This window comes from Streptomyces sp. NPDC003042 (assembly GCF_053591315.1).
The window spans coordinates 1-17,611 of record NZ_JBSFTP010000012.1; the positions used below are offsets into that span (position 1 = coordinate 1).

Here is a 17,611-nt window from a genome sequence, read left to right on the forward strand (position 1 = left end):
GTCACCGAAGGATTCGGTGACGCGGCGCCGTCGCGACGCTCCGCAGGTCAGACCGAAGGTTCCAGGAATTCCAGCCTGTTGCCGACGGGGTCCTCGGAGTAGAACCTCCGGTGGCCCGGCAGGTTGTCGTCCCGGACGACCCGCGCCCCCAGCTGTTGAAGTCTGCGCGCGTACGCCTCGATGCCGGTCACCCTCAGGCCCGGATGCGCCTTGCGGGCCGGGCGGAAGTCCTCCTCCACCCCCAGGTGCGGCTGGACCGGTCCGGCGGCGAACCAGCAGCCGCCGCGGGCAGCGAGGACGGGTGGTTTGGGGATCTCCGTCATGCCCAGGACGTCCCGGTAGTACGCGCGCAGCTTGTCCTCCGATTCCGGCGGCGCGGCGAGTTGGACGTGATCCACGGCGCTCAGCACTGTCAGGCCTCCTTGCGGGCGATGGCGAAGATGCGGCGGAAGGGGAAGACGGTGCCGCGCGGTCCGGTCGGGTAGGCCCCGCGCAGGGTCTCGCGGTATTCGGTGAGGAAGCGGTCGACGGCGTCCTGGTCGTCCCCCAGGGCGGTGAGCACGGGCCGCAGGGCGGTGCCCTTGACCCAGTCGAAAACGGGGTCGGGGCCTTGCAGCAGCTGGTGGTAGGTGGTCTCCCAGACGTCGACGGCGCAGCCCAGTTCGGTGAACCGGGTGTGGTATTCGCCGGCTTCGAGGTGGTGGACGTAGCGCGCGCCGTGTCCGGCGAGCCGGGCGCGCCAGCGCGGGGTGTCGCACTGTTCGGCGAGCAGCCGGTGGCTGGGGGCGGTGAAGTTGCCGGGGATCTGGAGGGCGAAGGTGCCGCCGGGCCGCAGTCCGTTGATCCAGGCGGCGAAGGAGCCGGGATGGCTCGGCACCCATTGCAGGGCCGCGTTGGAGACGATCAGGTCATAGGTCTCCTCGGGCAGCCAGTCCGCCAGGTCGGCGCGGCGGAAGTCGAGGTGGCCGCCGCCGGCGGTGGGTCCCGCGTATTCCGCGGCGGCGCGCTGGAGCATCTCGGGCGACAGGTCGTATCCGGTGATCCGGGCATCCGGCCAGCGGTCGGTGAGCCGCAGGGTGACATTGCCGGGGCCGCAGCCGAGGTCGGCGATCCGCGGGGGGCTGGTGGGGAGTTCGGGTATGCGGGTCAGCAGGTCGAGGAAGGGCCGCGTGCGGTGTCCCGCGTGCCGGAGGTACTGCTGGGGATCCCAGGTAGGTGCGGACGGGGCCGTGTCGTCCAGCGTCGGAGGGCGGACGGCGGGCGCGATATCGGAATGCATGTTCGAGCCTCCCTACTTGGTGGGGCGGTTGGAAGCGGAAGCCCTTCCGGCCACCTCCATGCCCCGTACTGCCCGGAATATATGTCGTAATCAAGATTCTCGATATCAAGAGACTTCATGTCGACAGACCCCTTACACTGATCCGCATGGAGGACGAGGTCGACCGACTGGTCGCGGCATGGCGGCGAGAGCGCCCTGACCTCGACGTGGAACCGCTCGAGGTGCTCAGCCGTGTCAGCAGGCTCGCGCGCCACCTCGACCGCGCCCGCAGGCTCGCCTTCTCCGAGCACGGCCTGGAGCCGTGGGAGTTCGACGTCCTGACGTCGCTGCGGCGTGCCGGGGCTCCTTACCAGCTGTCTCCCGGCCAATTGCTGACCCAGACGCTCGTCACCTCCGGCACCATGACCAACCGCATCGACCGGCTGGCCAAAAAAGGCCTCGTCGAGCGGCTGCCCGACCCCAGCGACCGGCGCGGGGTCCTGGTGCGGCTCACCCCTGAGGGGCGTGACCGGGCCGACCAGTCCCTGGCCGGACTGCTGGCCCAGGAACGGGCGATCCTGGCCCAGCTCTCCACGGCGCAGCGCGGCGATCTCGCCGGGCTGCTACGCCAGTTGACCGCTCCGTTCGACAACGTCCCCGGATAGCTCCGCGGGCCGTACGCCGGCCCGCCGGGCCAGTGCCACCGCCGCCAGCGTGGAGTGCACGCCGAGCTTGCCCAGCACGTTCTGCATGTGGGTGCGGACGGTGTGCGGGGACAGGAACAGCCGCGCCGCCACGTCCTTGCGGCCCAGCCCGGCCACCATGCAGCGGAGCACCTCGTGCTCGCGCGGGGTGAGGGATTCGACGAGCCGTTCGCTGTCCGTACGGTGCTTGCGGGCGGCGGTCAGTTCACGGAGCACCCCGGTCAGCAGCGCGGGCGGCAGATGGGTCTCCTCGCGCAGCACTCCCCGGATGACGGCCAGCAGCCGCGACAGGGAGCAGTCCTTCGCCACCCAGCCGGAAGCCCCCGCCTGCAGGGCGAGCGCCGCCCGGCGGGGATCGTCGCGCTCGGCGAGGACCACGGTGCGGAGCCCGGGATGGGCCACGCGCACCCCGGCGACGAGCGCGATGCCGTCCGGTCCGGACGGCGGCCCCGATCCCGGCTCGCGCTGGGCGGGCAGGGACCCGGCGGCGGCGCCGAGGTCGGCGTCGACGAGCAGGACGTCGAAACGGCGGCCTTCCGCCACCGCGCGTTCGAGGCAGCGGGACGCGGCGGGGCCGCTGCCGGCCGCGGACACGTCCACGTCCGGCTCGGCCGCGAGCGCGGCTGCGAGGGACTCGGCGAAGATGCGGTGGTCGTCGACCACCAGAACCCGGATACGAACCACAAAACCCCCAAGGGTCGGGGAACGGACAACTACGGGTGCGACGCCCGGACCAGGCGGCCCACAGGGCGTCGCGGCCGCCGCCGCGACATCTGTGCACTACCCCGGACCGGACGCCGCACCCGGCGTGTCTCGACCCCTGAATCAACACCGGCCCCCACCGGTGTCACGCATCAGCGTAGGGCCGCCCGGGTCCAGCGGTTGGCCGAATAGCAGAAGTTTTTCGAGCGATTTTCCGGGTGCACCGGACTCGAACGGCCTTTGCGGTGGCTTGTTTTCGGCTGTCCCGAAGGTCTGGGCGGCCGTTTGCGGTCCTGCGCGTGCCACGGGCAGTTGCACGGGGCCCATTTCACCCGGCGTACGCACGCCGGGCGCCCGCGCGGAGCGCCCGGCCACCGCGCGCACCGCACACACGCGCGCCCCCCGTACCGAGGGGCACGGGGGGCGCGAGGAACGTGCGGTGGCGCGAGGGGTCAGAGCTGCTGCCTGCGGGCGAAGTTCCAGGCGTCCGTCACGATGGTGGTGAGGTCCGAGCGGGTCGGGGTCCAACCGAGGCGCTCGTGCGCCGTGCGCGCTGAGGCGACCAGCACCGCCGGGTCGCCGGGGCGGCGCGGGGCGACGATCTCCGCAATCTCCCGGCCGGTGACCTTGCGGACGGCCTCGATGACCTCGCGGACCGAGAAGCCGCTGCCGTTGCCGAGGTTGCAGATCAGGTGCTCGCCCGGCGCCGCGACGTCCAGCGCGGACAGGTGGGCCCGCGCCAGGTCCGCGACGTGGACGTAGTCGCGTACGCAGGTGCCGTCCGGGGTCGGGTAGTCCTCGCCGAACACCGAGATCGACGCGCGCTGTCCCAGGGCGACCTGGAGGATCAGCGGGATCAGGTGCGTCTCGGGGTCGTGCCGCTCACCGAACTCGCGGTAGGCGCCCGCCACGTTGAAGTAGCGCAGCGAGACGGCCGCGAGGCCGTGCGCCGCGCACTCCCCCGCGATCATGTGGTCGACGGCCAGCTTGGAGGCGCCGTACGGGTTGGTCGGCGCGGTCGCCGAGGCCTCGGTCAGCGGGCCGTCGACGGGCTCCCCGTAGGTCGCGGCGGTGGAGGAGAAGATGAGCTTGCCCACTCCCGCCCCGCGCATCGCGCTCAGCAGGGCGAGGGTGCCGCCGACGTTGTTGTCCCAGTACTTGCCGGGATTGGCGACGGACTCGCCGACCTGCGAGGAGGCCGCGAAGTGCAGCACCGCGTCGTAGGAGGGGTCCAGGTGCTCGGCGGCGTCCTGGATCCGTCCGTCGATCAGGGTGGCGCCGGCGGGGACGCCCTCGCCGAAGCCGGTGGAGAAGTTGTCGAGGACGGTGACCTCGTGGCCGGCTTCCAGGAGATGCGCTGCCACGACGCCGCCCACATAGCCGGCGCCTCCGGTGACCAGGTATTTCTGAAACGACGCCTTACTCACTGCCACTCCTACTTCTCGCGGACGCACGCGGACACACGTGCTGATGACCGGCTTACCGGATTGCGCGGCTCCGGGGAAATCGTCAGGACGTGCGGCTCACCGCGCGGGCAGCGCCGCCCGGTCCAGCAGGCCCGTACGGGCGGCCAGCGCGGCCGCCTCCAGCCGTGAGCCCACGCCCAGCTTCATCAGTACCCGCTGCACGTGCGTACGGGCCGTGCTCGGCGCGATGGCCATGCCCGCGGCGATGAGCCGGGTGTCCTCGCCCTCGGCGACCCGGACCAGGACCTCCACCTCGCGCGGGGTGAGCAGCCGCAGCAGCCGGCTGCCCTCGTCGTCGGGCGTCGCGGCGGGGTTGAGCAGCTCCGCGAAGGCCCCCTGGAGCAGTTGCGGGGCGATGGCGACCTCCCCCGCCCGCGCCTTGGCCAGGGCCCGCTCGACCCCTTCTATGCGCTCGTCCTGGCGTACGTAGCCCGAGGCGCCGGCGGCGAAGGCCCCGGCGATCCCGCGCGGGCTCGGCACCGGGCCGAGGACCACGACGGCGATCTGCGGGCGCTCCCGCTTGATCCGGACGATGGGCTCGAAGACCCCGGGCTCGGCGGGGGTGGCGGTGCCGAACAGGCAGACCTCCGGGGCGCGGCTGATGACGAGTTCGGCGGCCCCGGCCGCCGGAGCGGCCGCCGCGAGCACCCGGTGCCCGCGCAGTTTCAGGGCCGAGGCGAGCGCCTCGGCCAGCAGCCGGTGCTCGTCGACCACCATGACCCGTACGCCCATTCAAGGCTCCCACCCCAGATCCTTCTGACCCGGCAAGCTACACGCTTGTTCGACGGTGCGCGGCGGATACCGCGCAGAAGCCCCCGATCGGTAGGGATCGTTCGGGGGCTTCGGGTGGCGCGGTGCGGGCCGGTCAGCTCGCGGTGAAGGAGACGAACAGGTACTCCGGGTCGGCCTTCTCCGAGTACGGCTTGCGGACCGTCGTACGGGCGATGAACAACTTGCCGTTGTGGTAGCGGAATTCCGAGTGGTCCATCGAGAAGCCGGTCTCGGCGCGCTGGCTCGCCTTGTCCGACGGGTTCTCCATGAGGACGGTCTGCTTCATCGTCGTGCTGTCGATGCTGACGATCTGGCCGCCCTTGTCGTACGGGGGGTTCTTGTACGCGATGATGTTCGACCCGTCCATGCGCAGCGGGTAGATGGTGTAGCGCTCACCGGCGTCGGCGCGGTCGGTGGTGGGCTTGCCGGTCGCCAGGTCGAAGGAGACGATCTCGTTGGTGCGGCCGCTGGAGGCCGAGCCCTGGTGCTCATAGGTGGGCAGGTAGACCTTGCCGTTGGCGACGACCATCTTCGAGCACTGCTCGACCTCGGTGGCCGGGCACTCGGGCGCGTAGTTGCCGGAGGAGAGCGAGATGCGGCTCTTGAGCTGGCCCGCGTCGTCGATGACGAAGAGGTCGCTGACGCCGGTGGCGTTCTTGGCGGTCCTGCCGACGTCGGCGGCGACGATCAGCGGCTTGGTGGAGATGATGCCGGCCCACTCGATGCCCGGGGACAGCTTGTACGAGGACTTCGGCGCGCCGGTGGCCGCGTCCAGGACCTGCGCGAACAGGGTCTGGTTCGGGTGGCGGCCGCACTTGCGGAGCGCGGCGAGGGCCTCGCCGCCCGCGTAGCCGAGGTCGTAGCAGCCTTCGCCGTCGACCTTGGGCGTCCACAGGGACTTGCCGTCGGCGAGGTTCCAGGCGGCGCCGCCGCCGAGACCGCCCGCGGCGACGGTCTGGCCGCTGATGGTCACCTCGGTGAAGGCGACGGGCTTGTCACCGCCGGTGGAGGACTTGGCGGTGGCGGACCACAGGAGCTTGCCGGCGTTCAGGTCGATGACGCCGACCTGGTTGCACTGGGGGTACTTCTTGGCGTCGCTCGGCATGGCCTCCTGGAAGAGGATCGCCGACTTGTTGTCGCTGACGTGCTTGGTGGCGCCGCAGACGTGGGCGGGGAGCGGCACTTCCCACTTCTTGCCGCCGTCGACCAGGTTGTAGCCGACGACCTTCGCCACGTCGGACTTGACGTAGGTGCTGTCGGTGAGCCAGGAGCCGTCGACGGAGACGACGTCGGCCGGCTGCGGGGCCTGGACGTTGACCAGCGTCTTCGACTTGGGGTTCGCCGGGGGCTTCTCACTGCCGCCCGGCGCGGCCGGGGGCTTGTCGCCGTCGGGCGAGCCGCTGGCACCGCCGTCGGCGGTGGGCTGGGTGCCGCCGTTGCCGTCACCGGAGACGTACCAGAAGCCTCCGCCGATGATGAGGACCATGGCCAGCAGCGCGGCGCCGACGATCATCAGCTGGGTGCGCTTGTCGCCGCCGCCCCCGCCGCCCGCGGGGGCGGCGTACGGCGGCTGCGCCGGGGCCTGGACCGTGCTCGGCTGCTGCGGGTAGCCGTAGCCGGGCTGCTGCTGCGGGTATCCGTAGCCCTGCTGGGGCTGCGGGACGGTCGGCGGCTGGGCGGGCGGCTGCGGAGGGCCCGGCGGGACGGGCGGGACCGGCGGCGGCGCGCCGAAGCCTCCGGACGGGGGCTGGCTGGGGGGCGGCGGGGTGCTCATGCTGTTGCTACTGCCTCTCGGTGGGCGGCTCGGTGGACTCGTTCACTGGCCGGACGCCTTCACTTGCCGAAGACCATCAGGAGCTTCTCGTCCTTGCCCTGGGCCGCGAGCCGGCTGACGGACATGAAGAAGCGGCCGTCCGCGTAGTCCATCTCGCCGGAGGACATGAAGGAGCCTTCGATCTTCGCGGCCGGGCCCGACGGATTGCGCAGGAGCACGGTGGGACTGCCGCCGGCGGCCGGGATCGAGATGATCTCGCCGGGCTGGTCCAGCTGGCCGGTGCGGTAGGCGATCAGCTGTCCGTTCGCGGCCCGGAGCGGGGTGATGATCCTCTTGTCACCCGCCGGGGTGCGCCACTTGGCCTTGCCGGTGGTGAGGTCGAAGGCGACGACCTCGTTGTTGTAGCCGCCCTCCTTCACCGTCATCAGGTAGAGGGTGTTGGCGTCGACGGCGGAGCTGCCGCAGCCCTGGAGCCCCTCGCCGGTGGAATTGCCGCAGTTGACCTGGAACTGGCCCTCGGCCGCCATGCTGGAGCGCTTCTTGCCGTCGGGTCCCAGGGTGATGACGGCGCGTTCCTTGGTGTCCCGGTTTCCGATGTCGAGGACGATCGGGTCGACGGAGTAGACGCTGGTGACCCGCCAGCCCTTGGGCAGCTTGTAGGACCAGGTCGTCTTGCCGGTGGCCGGGTCGGCGTCCTGGACCTCCTGGGTGAGGTCCGCGTCGTGGCAGGTGGCGACGGCGATCATCTTGCCGTTGCCGCCGACGTAGGTGCTCGGCTGGCATCCCTCGGGGCCGCTGCCGGAGAAGAGCTTGTCGCCGGTGCTGATCCGGTAGGCGGTGCTCTTGGTCATCCGGTTGATGGCGACGGTGTCCCCGGTGATCGACGGCGAGACGTCGATCGAGCTGTCGAAGAGGCCCTCCTTGGCCACCTCCTTCGTCCAGCCCGCCGTGCCCGCCTTGAGGTCGATCAGTTTCATCTGGTTGCACTCGGAGCCCGAGGCGTCCTGGACGACGATGACCGTCTTGCCGTCGGCGGTGGTCTGATGGGTGTGCCCGCAGAGCTCGGCGCCGAGGTCGAGCTTCCACTTCTCCTTGCCGTCGGTGACGGCATAGCCGACGAGGGTCTTGTCGATCGTCTTGACGACGGTGTCACCCACGACCCACTGGCCCTTGGTGACGATGCCCGCGCCGGGGCCCTCCATCTTGGCCGTCTTGAGCCAAAGGGCCTTGTCCTCGCCCTGCTTACGGCCGGCGTTGAGGTCGGTCTGCTCGGCGCCGCCGTTGCCGCTGCCGTCGCCCTTGTCCACGGACGGAGAGCTGTCGGGCTTGGGATCCGCGGGGGGCGTGGAGGCCTGCGCGACGGGCGGCTTCGGGTCGCCGCCGCCGTCGCCGAAGGCGAAGTACGCGCCGGCGCCGAGGACGAGCACGCCCGCCACCGAGGCGGCGACGGCGATGAGCGCCTTGCGCCGGCCCGGGGCGCCGGGGGCCCCGGGTGCGCCCGGCGGCGGGCCCGGGGGCATGCCGGGCGGCGGGAACCCGTAACCGTGCTGGGCCAACGGCTGGGGGACGGTCGGCGGCTGCTGGGCGTACGGGTTGGCGCCGCCCTGCGGCGGATATCCGTAACCCTGCTGCGGGGGTCCGGGCAGGTGGCCGTAACCGGAGGGGGTCGGCGGCTGGTTCGGCGGCTGGGGCGGCTCGGTCATCAGCGCATACCTTCGGCTTCAGGCGGTCAGGAGAACGACCCTTTCTATCACTCGTGGCCGACATGCGACGGGCCGGTCCTTCCCCTGTTCCCAAGGGAGGACCGGCCCGTGACGCGGCCGTTATCGCTCCAGTTGGCGCCCGGCGCCGCCTGTTACCCGCCCGAACTCATGCGTCCTCGGCCAGTTCCAGCCAGCGCATCTCCAATTCGTCCCGGTCGGAGATGAGTTCGCGCAGCTCCGTGTCGAGCCGGGCGACCTTGTCGTAGTCGGTGGAGTGCTCGGCGATCTGCGCGTGCAGGTTCGCCTCGCGGTCCGACATCTTGTTGAGCTGCCGCTCGATCTTCTGCAGTTCCTTCTTCGCGGCGCGGGCATCGCCGGAAGCGGTGGACCTCCCGGTGGTGGTGGCCGGGGCGGGCGCCGGGGAGGCCGCCTCGATCATCCGCCGCCGGCGCTCCAGGTACTCGTCGAGACCGCGCGGAAGCATCCGCAGGGTCGCGTCGCCCAGCAGCGCCATCACCGTGTCCGTGGTGCGCTCGATGAAGAACCGGTCGTGGGAGATCACGATCAGCGAGCCGGGCCAGCCGTCGAGCAGGTCCTCCAGCTGGGTCAGCGTCTCGATGTCGAGGTCGTTGGTGGGCTCGTCGAGGAAGAGGACGTTGGGCTCGTCCATCAGCAGGCGCAGGATCTGCAGGCGGCGGCGCTCACCGCCGGAGAGGTCGCCGACCGGCGTCCACTGCTTCTCCTTGGTGAAGCCGAACTGCTCGCACAGCTGCCCCGCCGTCATCTCGCGGCCCTTGCCGAGGTCGACGCGGTCGCGCACGCGCTGGACGGCCTCCAGGACGCGCAGCGACGGGTCGAGCTCGCCGACCTCCTGCGAGAGGTAGGCCAGCTTGACGGTCTTGCCCACGGTGACCTTGCCCTCGGCGGGCTGGACGTCGCCCTGGCTGCGGGCGGCCTCGGCGAGGGCGCGCAGCAGCGAGGTCTTGCCCGCGCCGTTGACGCCGACGAGACCGATGCGGTCGCCGGGGCCCAGGTGCCAGGTCAGGTGCTTGAGCAGGGTCTTCTGCCCGGCCTGGACGGTGACGTCCTCCAGCTCGAAGACCGTCTTGCCCAGGCGGGCGTTGGCGAACTTCATCAGTTCCGAGCGGTCGCGCGGCGGCGGCACGTCGGCGATCAGCTCGTTGGCGGCCTCGATGCGGTAGCGCGGCTTGGACGTCCGGGCGGGAGCGCCGCGGCGCAGCCAGGCCAGCTCCTTGCGCATCAGGTTCTGCCGCTTGGACTCCTCGGTGGCGGCGATGCGGTCGCGCTCGGCGCGGGCGAAGACGTAGTCGCTGTAGCCGCCCTCGTACTCGTGGACCTCGCCGCTCTGCACGTCCCACATGCGGGTGCAGACCTGGTCGAGGAACCAGCGGTCGTGGGTGACGCAGACGAGCGCGGAGCGGCGCTCCTGGAGGTGCTTGGCCAGCCAGGAGATGCCCTCGACGTCGAGGTGGTTGGTGGGCTCGTCGAGTACGAGGAGGTCCTGGTCGGCGATGAGCAGCTTGGCCAGGGCGATACGGCGGCGCTCACCACCGGAGAGCGGGCCGATGACCGTGTCCAGGCCCTGGCCGAAGCCGGGCAGGTCCAGGCCGCCGAAGAGTCCGGTGAGCACGTCGCGGATCTTGGCGTTGCCCGCCCACTCGTGGTCGGCCATGTCGCGGATGATCTCGTGCCGGACGGTGGCCGTGGGGTCGAGGGAGTCGTGCTGGGTGAGGACGCCCATGCGCAGACCGCTGTTCTGGGTGACCCGGCCGGCATCGGGTTCCTCCAGCTTGGCGAGCATCCGGATGAGGGTGGTCTTTCCGTCGCCGTTACGACCGACGACACCGATCCGGTCCCCCTCGGATACGCCGAGGGAGATGCCGTCGAGCAGGGTACGAGTGCCGTACACCTTGCTGACTGCCTCGACATTGACCAGATTGACGGCCATCAGACGCGCTCCAGGGAAGGGGTGGGCTCAGCCCCTCAGCCTAACCCTCCGGGCCGACACCGACCGTTCCACCAGGAGCCGGCCCACCACGGCCATGCCGATGGCGGCGGGGGCGGTCAGCGGGAGGGCGATCAGGGTGGCGCTGTGGCCCTCCAGGATTCCGCCGAGGCCGGTCATGGAGAGGCCGAGGATTCCCAGCAGGCACAGGGTGATGCCGACGGCGGCGCAGGGCCCGCCGGTGCCGGTGCCCGTCACCTCGGCGGGCCGGGCGGGGCGGGCGGGGGCCTCGAAGCGGCGGAACAGGGCGACGAACAGCCCCGTCAGCGCGGTCGCGGCCAGGATCCGCACCGGCACCTGCGCCCACCAGGCGGCGGTCGCCGGCTCGGGGAGCGCGAGGCCGATCGCGAGCTGGGCGGCGTACACGCCGAGCATGGCCGTGAGGTGCCAGAGGAAGGCCGTCATGGCGATGCCGTTGGCGGCGACGACACCGCGCCACACGCGGGGCCGGGCGAGCCAGGCCGTGGCGGGCCGGGCCAGGAGCTGGACGGCGCCCACGAGCCACAGGCCGTGGCACAGCAGGGCGAGGGTGGGCGGGGCCATGTTGGACACCTTCTCGCCGGGCATCCCGACCATGGACAGCGGGTACGGGCCGACCGTGACGAGGAACACGGCCCCGGCGAGCCCGGCTGCGGCGAGGACGGCGGGCCGGGTGATCCGCCCGTCGGCGCGCAGGAAGCCGAGCTGGTGCACGGCGAGCCAGACGAGGGCGAAGTTCAGGAACTCCACGTACGGGACGCCGAGCGCGAAGCGCAGTACGTCGACCAGCGCGGCCGCACCGGCCAGCGCGGCGAAGGCCGCCCAGCCGTGGCGCTCGTGCAGCCCCAGCAGGGGCGGGGTGAAGGCGACCATGGCGAGGTAGATCCCGATGAACCACAGCGGCTGCGTCACGAGCCGCAGCGCGGCCCCGGTCAGCCGCCCGTCGCCGGCCCCGGCGAGCTGGAGGACGAGCGCGGCGGCGGTCCAGACGAGGACGAAGACGAGGGTCGGCCGCAGCAGCCGCTGGAGGCGGGCCCGCAGGAAGTCGGCGTAGAGGGGCCCGTCGCTCGCGCGGCGCAGGGAGCGGTACGAGAGCGCGTGCGAGAACCCGCCGACGAAGAAGAACACCGGCATGATCTGGAGCCCCCAGGTGAGCACCTGGAGTGGGGGCACGAGGGCGAGCAGATTCCCTATGCCGTCACCGCTGACGGCGGCCATCAGCCAGTGCCCGAGCAGCACGGTACCGAGCGAGGCCACCCGCAGCAGATCGACGTACCGGTCCCGCGTGCCGGGTGTGGCTGCGGCCATTTCCTTGATGGTCTGTCCCATGGCCCCACGGTCGCGCGGCGCGCAGGGCTCGAACAGGGCGCGCGTACTCACCTGTGCCTGAGTACCTGTCAGCCGAACCGGACCACGCGGACGACGGAGATCTCCTGGAACCGCTCCGGTGCGAGGAACATCAGGAAGCCCGCCCTCCGAAGATGTCCAGCGTTCGCAGTCCCCCACCCTCCAGCGGCCCACGCCCCACCTCGCGGGCGTCACGGCCAAGGATGGCGAGCTGCTCGGCAAGGCGCTCCACCTCCGCCACGACCTCGGTGGGCAGACCGCCGATCACATGCTCGGCATCCGGGTTGTCATGCCACGCCCAGGCGTCGCTCACGCGGCGGCCTCGCGGCGCGCGGCTTCGAGAATGTCCTGGATCTCGGCTACCGCCGTATCGAGGGCTTCACGGTCATGGGCCGTCGCGGCCACGGCCTCCAGCTCTCGGAGGCGCGCAGCCAGGGCGGGGTGCCGCTGGACGGCGACGAACTCGCCCCACCACTGCAAGAACGCTCGCAGCGGCGCGATGGTGCTCTGCTCCGCACTCTGCTCCGCCACCCGGTCCAGGTGCTCGACGAAGGCGGGCAGATGGGCCGGAGCAAGCTGCGCCACAGCAACGCGCAAGGCCGCCGGAGTGAGCGGCGGCATCGGGATCAGCGTCGTTCCGGCCGCGGCCTGCTCGGTCATCGAAGCGCCTCCTGGTATCGCTCGTCGGTGGCTCCAGCCCAGCCGGGCCGGGTCCCCCAAGGCGTGGGCTTCACCGCTCCTGAACCGTGGCTCCCGGGGCCGGCGACGTCGCCACGCGCGTGGCGCGGCACGTGCCCGAGGCTTCGAGGGCCGCGGCCACCTTGGCGGCGGTTTCGGGGTCCGGAACCAGGAACGCCGTCGTGGGGCCCGAGCCGGAGACCAGCCCCGCCAGCGCCCCGGCCCCGGTGCCCGCGGCCAGCGTTTCGGCCAGGGCGGGGCGCAGCGAGAGGGCCGCCGGCTGGAGGTCGTTGACCAGGGCGCCGGCCAGCTCCTCCGGGTCGCCCGACGCCAGGGCGGCGAGCAGGGCCGGGGACGCTTCGGGCGACGGGACCGGCGTACCGGCCGTGAGGCGGTCGAACTCGCGGAAGACGGCGGGGGTCGACAGACCGCCGTCGGCGACCGCGAACACCCAGTGGAACGCGCCGGCGTCCACCGCCGTCAGCACCTCGCCCCGTCCCGTACCCAGCGCCGCGCCGCCCACCAGGCTGAACGGGACGTCGCTGCCCAGCTCGGCGCAGATGTCCAGCAGTTCCCCGCGCGGGGTGTCCAGCCCCCACAGCGTGTCGCAGGCCAGCAGCGCCGCCGCCCCGTCCGCGCTGCCGCCGGCCATCCCGCCCGCGACGGGGATGTTCTTCGCGATGTGCAGGTGGACCCGCGGTTCGATGCCCGCCCGGCCCGCCAGGATCTCGGCGGCGCGCGCCGCGAGGTTGGTGTGGTCGAGCGGGACCTGGTCGGAGTCCGGCCCCGTGCAGGTGACGCTCAGCGCGTCGGCCGTCGTCGCCGTCACCTCGTCGAACAGCGACACGGCCAGGAAGACGTTGGCCAGGTCGTGGAAGCCGTCGGCGCGCGCCGCGCCCACCGCGAGCTGGACGTTGACCTTCGCGGGGACCCGTACGGTCACGCTCGTACGGGCGCTCACAGCGCGGGCCTCGGCGGCGCCGGCTTGTGCTCGGCGATCGCCGCGAACTCCTCCACGGTCAGCGACTCACCGCGCGCCTGCGGCGAGACACCGGCGGCCACCAGCGCCGCCTCGGCGCCCGCCGCCGAGCCGGCCCAGCCGGCCAGCGCGGCGCGCAGCGTCTTGCGGCGCTGAGCGAAGGCGGCGTCGACGACCGCGAAGACCTCGGCCTTGGTCGCGGTGGTCTTGACGGGCTCCGTGCGCCGCACAAGCGAGACGAGGCCGGAGTCGACGTTCGGCGCGGGCCAGAAGACCTTGCGGCCGATGGACCCGGCCCGCTTGACGTGGGCGTACCAGTTGGCCTTGACGGAGGGGACCCCGTACACCTTGTTGCCCGGCTCGGCGGCGAGCCGGTCGGCGACCTCCGCCTGGACCATGACGAGGGTGCGCTCGATGCTCGGGAAGCGGTCGAGCATGGTCAGCAGCACGGGCACGGCCACGTTGTACGGCAGGTTCGCGACGAGCGCGGTCGGCGGCGGGCCGGGCAGTTCCTTCACGAGCATCGCGTCGGAGTGGACCAGCGCGAAGCGGTCCTTCTTGTGCGGCATCCGAGCCTCGATGGTGGCGGGCAGCGCGGCGGCCAGGATGTCGTCGATCTCGACGGCGATCACCCGGTCGGCGGCCTCCAGCAGCGCGAGCGTCAGCGAGCCGAGACCCGGACCGACCTCCACGACCACGTCGTCCGGCCGCACTTCGGCGGTGCGGACGATCCGGCGGACCGTGTTGGCGTCGATGACGAAGTTCTGGCCCTTCTGCTTCGTCGGGCGTACGCCGAGTACGGCGGCCAGTTCTCGGATGTCGGCCGGTCCGAGGAGGGCGTCAGACGGGGTCTCGGGGGGCTGCTGCTCTGCGGTGCTCACCGGTCAAGCCTACGGCCGCAGTGGGGCCACGGACTCGCCCCCCGCTGCACGTAGAGCTTCTTCGCCCGGTACGTCTGCTCGGCGCCCGACGCGTCCTGCGGGCGCCCGCTCCCGCCGAGGGCCTGCCAGGTATGTACGTCGAACTGGTAGAGGCCGCCGTAGGTGCCCGAGGGGTCGGTGGCGGAGACCCGGCCGCCGGACTCGCAGCGGGCGAGTGCCGCCCAGTCGAGGCCGTCGGTCCCGGAGACGGAGCTCGGCAGCGGTTTCGTACCGACCTTGACGATCTGGGTGACGGGCTCGCGGACGGTCTCCTCGGCGATCTTGCGCGGCTTCTGCCGGACCCCGTTGACGGTGCGCAGGCTGTACGTGACGCGGCGCGCCCCGGGCCGGCCGGACTGTTCGACGACTTCGGTGCCGGCGAAGAGGGTGGCGTCGTCCACCCTCTCGGTCGCGTACGGGATGCGCTCCTCGCGGACCTCGCGGGTGCCGGAGATGCGCAACACCGTGACGGTCTGGCCGTCGCGGGGGAACGCGTCCGGGGGGACGGAGGTGGTGTCCTGGCCGTGGAGGCTGATGCCCGCCTGGTCCAGGGCCTCCTGGACGGTGGCGGCGTTGGTGCGGATGGTGCGCTCGCGGCCGTCGACCATGAAGGTGATGCCGCGTTCCGTGCGGACGCCGAGGGTGAGGCCCTCGCGCGGGACGGGCGCCGTCCGGGGGGTGGAGAGGTAGGCGCCCTCGACACGGACGCCGAGCTGGCGCAGCGCGCCGTCGACGGTGCGGGCGGTGGTCCACACCTGGCGGCTCTGGCCGTCGAGGGTGAGCCGCAGGGGGCGGCCGTAGCGGACGACGATCTCCTCGCCGTCGTCGAGGGCGGATCCCCTGGCCGGGACGACGAGGTCGTGGGGGCCCACGCCGAGACCCTCGGCGGCGAGGAGGTCGTCGACGTTCCCGGCGAAGGTGTGCAGGGTGCGGGGTACGCCGTCCACGGTGAGCCGGACCGCCTTGTCGGCGGCGACGAAGGCGGTGGTCCCGCCGGCCAGGAACGCCACGACCAGCGCCTGCGGCACGATCCGCCGCCAGCTGTCGCGTGCGGATGCGGCCCGCCGGGTCGGGGCGGCGGTCTCGGGCCCCGCCTGCGCGGGCAGCGGCCCACCGGCCCCGTCCCGCCCCGCCTCTGCCGGACCCTTGGCCCGCCGCCTGCCGGTGGCGCGGCTCGCGTCCGGCCCCGCGGGAACCGCCTCCGGCCGACCGGCCGCCCGCCGCCTGCCGGTGGCGGGAGCGGCGTACGGGGCCTCCCCGTCCAGCACCCCGGAGTCCGGGCCCGCCGCCCGGCGCCGGCCGGTGGGCCGGTGGCGGGCGCCGGAGGCGTCGGCGGGAGCGGGGGCGGGAGCCGGCTCCGGTCGGCCGGCGGCGGCCCGGCGCCTGCCGGTGGCGGGGGGCCGGTGGGGGGCCTCCCCGTCCGGGATCCCGGTGGCCGCGTCCCCGTCGGGCGGAGGGCCCACGGGCGGCGGCATGGCGGGCGGCGGGGTGGCGGAGTCCGGGGTGGCGGAGTCCAGGGTGGCCTGGCCGGAGGCTCTGGGGGCGGGCACCGTCCCCTGATCACCCTCCGGCCAGGAGACACGGCGGTGACTGCCCTGTGTATCGCTCACGACGCTCGCTCCACTGGTCCGGCCCCGGCTGGTTCGGGCACGGCACCCTAGCGGGGGTCGTCGTCACGTATCAAAGCCGTTCGATTACTCAGCGTGTCGGCCGAACGGACGTACAGCACAGCGGAGCGAGGGGGTGGAGCGGCGGCGGATCAATAGGCGAAGGCGCGTGCCGTATTGGCGGCGAGGGCCGTCGCCATGACGTCCTCGTCGAGCCCGCGGACCGCCGCCATCGCCCGTACGGTCAGCGGAATGAGGTACGACGCGTTGGGCCGTCCGCGGTACGGCGCCGGAGTGAGGTACGGCGCGTCGGTCTCGACCAGCACCAGTTCCAGCGGGGCCACCGCGAGGGCTTCGCGCAGCGATCCGGCGTTCTTGAAGGTGACGGTCCCGGCGAAGGACATGTAGTAGCCGGCGGCCGCGCACTCCCGGGCCATGTCGGCGTCGCCGGAGTAGCAGTGGAAGACGGTCCGCTCGGGCGCGCCCTCCTCGCGCAGCACGCGCAGCACGTCCGCGTGGGCGTCGCGGTCGTGGATCACCAGCGCCTTGCCCTGCCGTTTGGCGATCTCGATGTGCGCGCGGAAGGAACGCTCCTGCGCGGCCATGCCCTCCGGCCCGGTGCGGAAGTAGTCCAGCCCGGTCTCACCGACCGCCTTGACGTGCGCCAAGGCGGCCAGCGCCTCGATCTCGGCCAGCGCGTCGTCCAGCGCCGCCTCGCCGCCGCCGGTCCGCGCGCCCTGACGCGACCAGCCATCCGGGTCTCCGTGCACGATCCGGGGGGCTTCGTTCGGATGCAGGGCCACGGCGGCGTGGACGTTCTCGTGGGCGGCGGCCGTCTCGGCGGCCCAGCGCGAGCCCTTCACGTCGCAGCCGACCTGCACGACGGTGGTCACGCCCACCGAGGCGGCCTTGGCGAGGCCCTCCTCGACCGTGCCGGACTGCATGTCGAGGTGGGTGTGGGAGTCCGCGACGGCCACCCTCAACGGCTCCGGCAGCGGCGGCGGCGCGTCCTTGGGCTGCGTCTTCTCAACGGATGAGCTCATGCGGCCGATCTTATGACCGGCGCAGGCGGCTCAGCAGACGGGCCAGCGGCCCGCCGCCCTCGCCTTCGTCCGTGACGTGCACCGGCCCGGGAGCCGTGTGCGGCACGTCCCCCGGCTCTCCCGGCGCACCGGCCGCGAGGCTGCCCGTGTGCCGCCCGCCCCTGTGGCGGCGTTCGTGCTCGTAGCCGGCTCCGGTGGCGGGCACCGGCCCGGCGATCCCGGGGGCGATCCCGGGGTGGTGGTAGAGCTGGTCGAGCATGCCGCGCACCGAGGAGACCTGGCCCTCGCGCATGATCCGCACCACGTGGCCGCCGCAGTTCAGGCAGGTCGGATTGGACAGCGGGGAGGGGACCCGCTCGCCGCCGACGGTGTAGATGATGAAGTCCCCGCCCCTGCCGTCGACGTGGTGCTCGATCTCGTACCCCTGCTCCCAGCCGTACCCGCACCTCATGCACGCGAAGGAGTACGCCTCGTGCACGGTCGGTACGGAGGGCCCGACGGGGGTCCGTGCGGGCGCGGGCGCCGGGACGGACGCCGGGGTGTCTGCGATCTCACTCATGCCAGCTCCTCTTGTTCCACTGGTGCCTCTGCCAGTGGACGCCTCTGCGGGCGGGAGCGCATCAGGCCCTGCCAAGTGTTGGACGGCCTTTGGGC

The 17,611-nt window shown here is 72.5% G+C and carries 17 protein-coding genes; 1 reads left to right on the forward strand and 16 read right to left on the reverse strand.

Annotated elements, in window-relative coordinates; all coding sequences use genetic code 11:
* Positions 1 to 47: 47 nt before the first annotated feature.
* On the reverse strand, positions 48 to 410 hold the full coding sequence (locus ACWDYJ_RS09395) for a VOC family protein (RefSeq protein ID WP_451564900.1): 363 nt from the start codon (positions 408 to 410) through the stop codon (positions 48 to 50).
* 2 nt (positions 411 to 412) lie between these two features.
* Complete coding sequence (locus ACWDYJ_RS09400; RefSeq protein WP_451564901.1) at positions 413 to 1,279, reverse strand: trans-aconitate 2-methyltransferase; 867 nt, start codon at positions 1,277 to 1,279, stop codon at positions 413 to 415.
* A 146-nt stretch (positions 1,280 to 1,425) separates the two neighbouring features.
* On the opposite strand from ACWDYJ_RS09400, the gene ACWDYJ_RS09405 reads away from it, so the two are divergent.
* Positions 1,426 to 1,923, forward strand: a complete 498-nt coding sequence (locus tag ACWDYJ_RS09405; protein WP_451564902.1) for a MarR family winged helix-turn-helix transcriptional regulator — start codon at positions 1,426 to 1,428, stop codon at positions 1,921 to 1,923.
* Here ACWDYJ_RS09405 and ACWDYJ_RS09410 read toward each other — a convergent pair.
* The 14 genes from ACWDYJ_RS09410 to ACWDYJ_RS09475 form a co-directional block, all read right to left on the reverse strand.
* On the reverse strand, positions 1,882 to 2,646 hold the full coding sequence (locus ACWDYJ_RS09410) for a LuxR C-terminal-related transcriptional regulator (RefSeq protein ID WP_451564903.1): 765 nt from the start codon (positions 2,644 to 2,646) through the stop codon (positions 1,882 to 1,884). The two genes, ACWDYJ_RS09405 and ACWDYJ_RS09410, sit on opposite strands and share 42 nt — an antisense overlap.
* 470 nt (positions 2,647 to 3,116) lie before the next feature.
* A complete protein-coding gene (gene galE, locus ACWDYJ_RS09415; RefSeq protein ID WP_451564904.1) occupies positions 3,117 to 4,091 on the reverse strand; it encodes a UDP-glucose 4-epimerase GalE in 975 nt (324 codons plus the stop codon).
* A gap of 96 nt (positions 4,092 to 4,187) precedes the next feature.
* Positions 4,188 to 4,862, reverse strand: coding sequence for a response regulator transcription factor (locus ACWDYJ_RS09420; RefSeq protein WP_451564905.1), 675 nt, complete (start codon positions 4,860 to 4,862; stop codon positions 4,188 to 4,190).
* Between the two features lie 133 nt (positions 4,863 to 4,995).
* Positions 4,996 to 6,675: an outer membrane protein assembly factor BamB family protein gene (locus ACWDYJ_RS09425; protein ID WP_451564906.1), complete on the reverse strand. Its 1,680-nt coding sequence runs from the start codon at positions 6,673 to 6,675 to the stop codon at positions 4,996 to 4,998.
* Positions 6,676 to 6,734: 59 nt separating this feature from the next.
* Positions 6,735 to 8,378: an outer membrane protein assembly factor BamB family protein gene (locus ACWDYJ_RS09430; RefSeq protein WP_451564907.1), complete on the reverse strand. Its 1,644-nt coding sequence runs from the start codon at positions 8,376 to 8,378 to the stop codon at positions 6,735 to 6,737.
* Between the two features lie 166 nt (positions 8,379 to 8,544).
* Positions 8,545 to 10,347, reverse strand: coding sequence for an ABC-F family ATP-binding cassette domain-containing protein (locus ACWDYJ_RS09435; protein WP_451564908.1), 1,803 nt, complete (start codon positions 10,345 to 10,347; stop codon positions 8,545 to 8,547).
* Between the two features lie 27 nt (positions 10,348 to 10,374).
* On the reverse strand, positions 10,375 to 11,712 hold the full coding sequence (locus ACWDYJ_RS09440; RefSeq protein ID WP_451564909.1) for an acyltransferase family protein: 1,338 nt from the start codon (positions 11,710 to 11,712) through the stop codon (positions 10,375 to 10,377).
* Positions 11,713 to 11,842: 130 nt separating this feature from the next.
* Complete coding sequence (locus ACWDYJ_RS09445; RefSeq protein WP_451564910.1) at positions 11,843 to 12,043, reverse strand: hypothetical protein; 201 nt, start codon at positions 12,041 to 12,043, stop codon at positions 11,843 to 11,845.
* Complete coding sequence (locus ACWDYJ_RS09450; protein WP_451564911.1) at positions 12,040 to 12,390, reverse strand: hypothetical protein; 351 nt, start codon at positions 12,388 to 12,390, stop codon at positions 12,040 to 12,042. Before ACWDYJ_RS09450 ends, ACWDYJ_RS09445 begins: the two co-directional genes overlap by 4 nt.
* Before the next feature lie 70 nt (positions 12,391 to 12,460).
* Positions 12,461 to 13,369, reverse strand: a complete 909-nt coding sequence (locus ACWDYJ_RS09455; protein WP_451564912.1) for a 4-(cytidine 5'-diphospho)-2-C-methyl-D-erythritol kinase — start codon at positions 13,367 to 13,369, stop codon at positions 12,461 to 12,463.
* The gene (gene rsmA / locus ACWDYJ_RS09460; protein ID WP_451564913.1) at positions 13,366 to 14,268 is read right to left on the reverse strand and encodes a 16S rRNA (adenine(1518)-N(6)/adenine(1519)-N(6))-dimethyltransferase RsmA; all 903 of its coding nucleotides are present in this window, start codon (positions 14,266 to 14,268) and stop codon (positions 13,366 to 13,368) included. Before rsmA ends, ACWDYJ_RS09455 begins: the two co-directional genes overlap by 4 nt.
* Positions 14,265 to 15,782, reverse strand: a complete 1,518-nt coding sequence (locus ACWDYJ_RS09465) for a ubiquitin-like domain-containing protein (protein ID WP_451565010.1) — start codon at positions 15,780 to 15,782, stop codon at positions 14,265 to 14,267. Before ACWDYJ_RS09465 ends, rsmA begins: the two co-directional genes overlap by 4 nt.
* Positions 15,783 to 16,066: 284 nt before the next feature.
* A complete protein-coding gene (locus ACWDYJ_RS09470; RefSeq protein ID WP_451564914.1) occupies positions 16,067 to 16,957 on the reverse strand; it encodes a TatD family hydrolase in 891 nt (296 codons plus the stop codon).
* Positions 16,958 to 16,967: 10 nt separating this feature from the next.
* Positions 16,968 to 17,516, reverse strand: a complete 549-nt coding sequence (locus ACWDYJ_RS09475; protein ID WP_451564915.1) for a hypothetical protein — start codon at positions 17,514 to 17,516, stop codon at positions 16,968 to 16,970.
* Between the last annotated feature and the right edge of the window lie 95 nt (positions 17,517 to 17,611).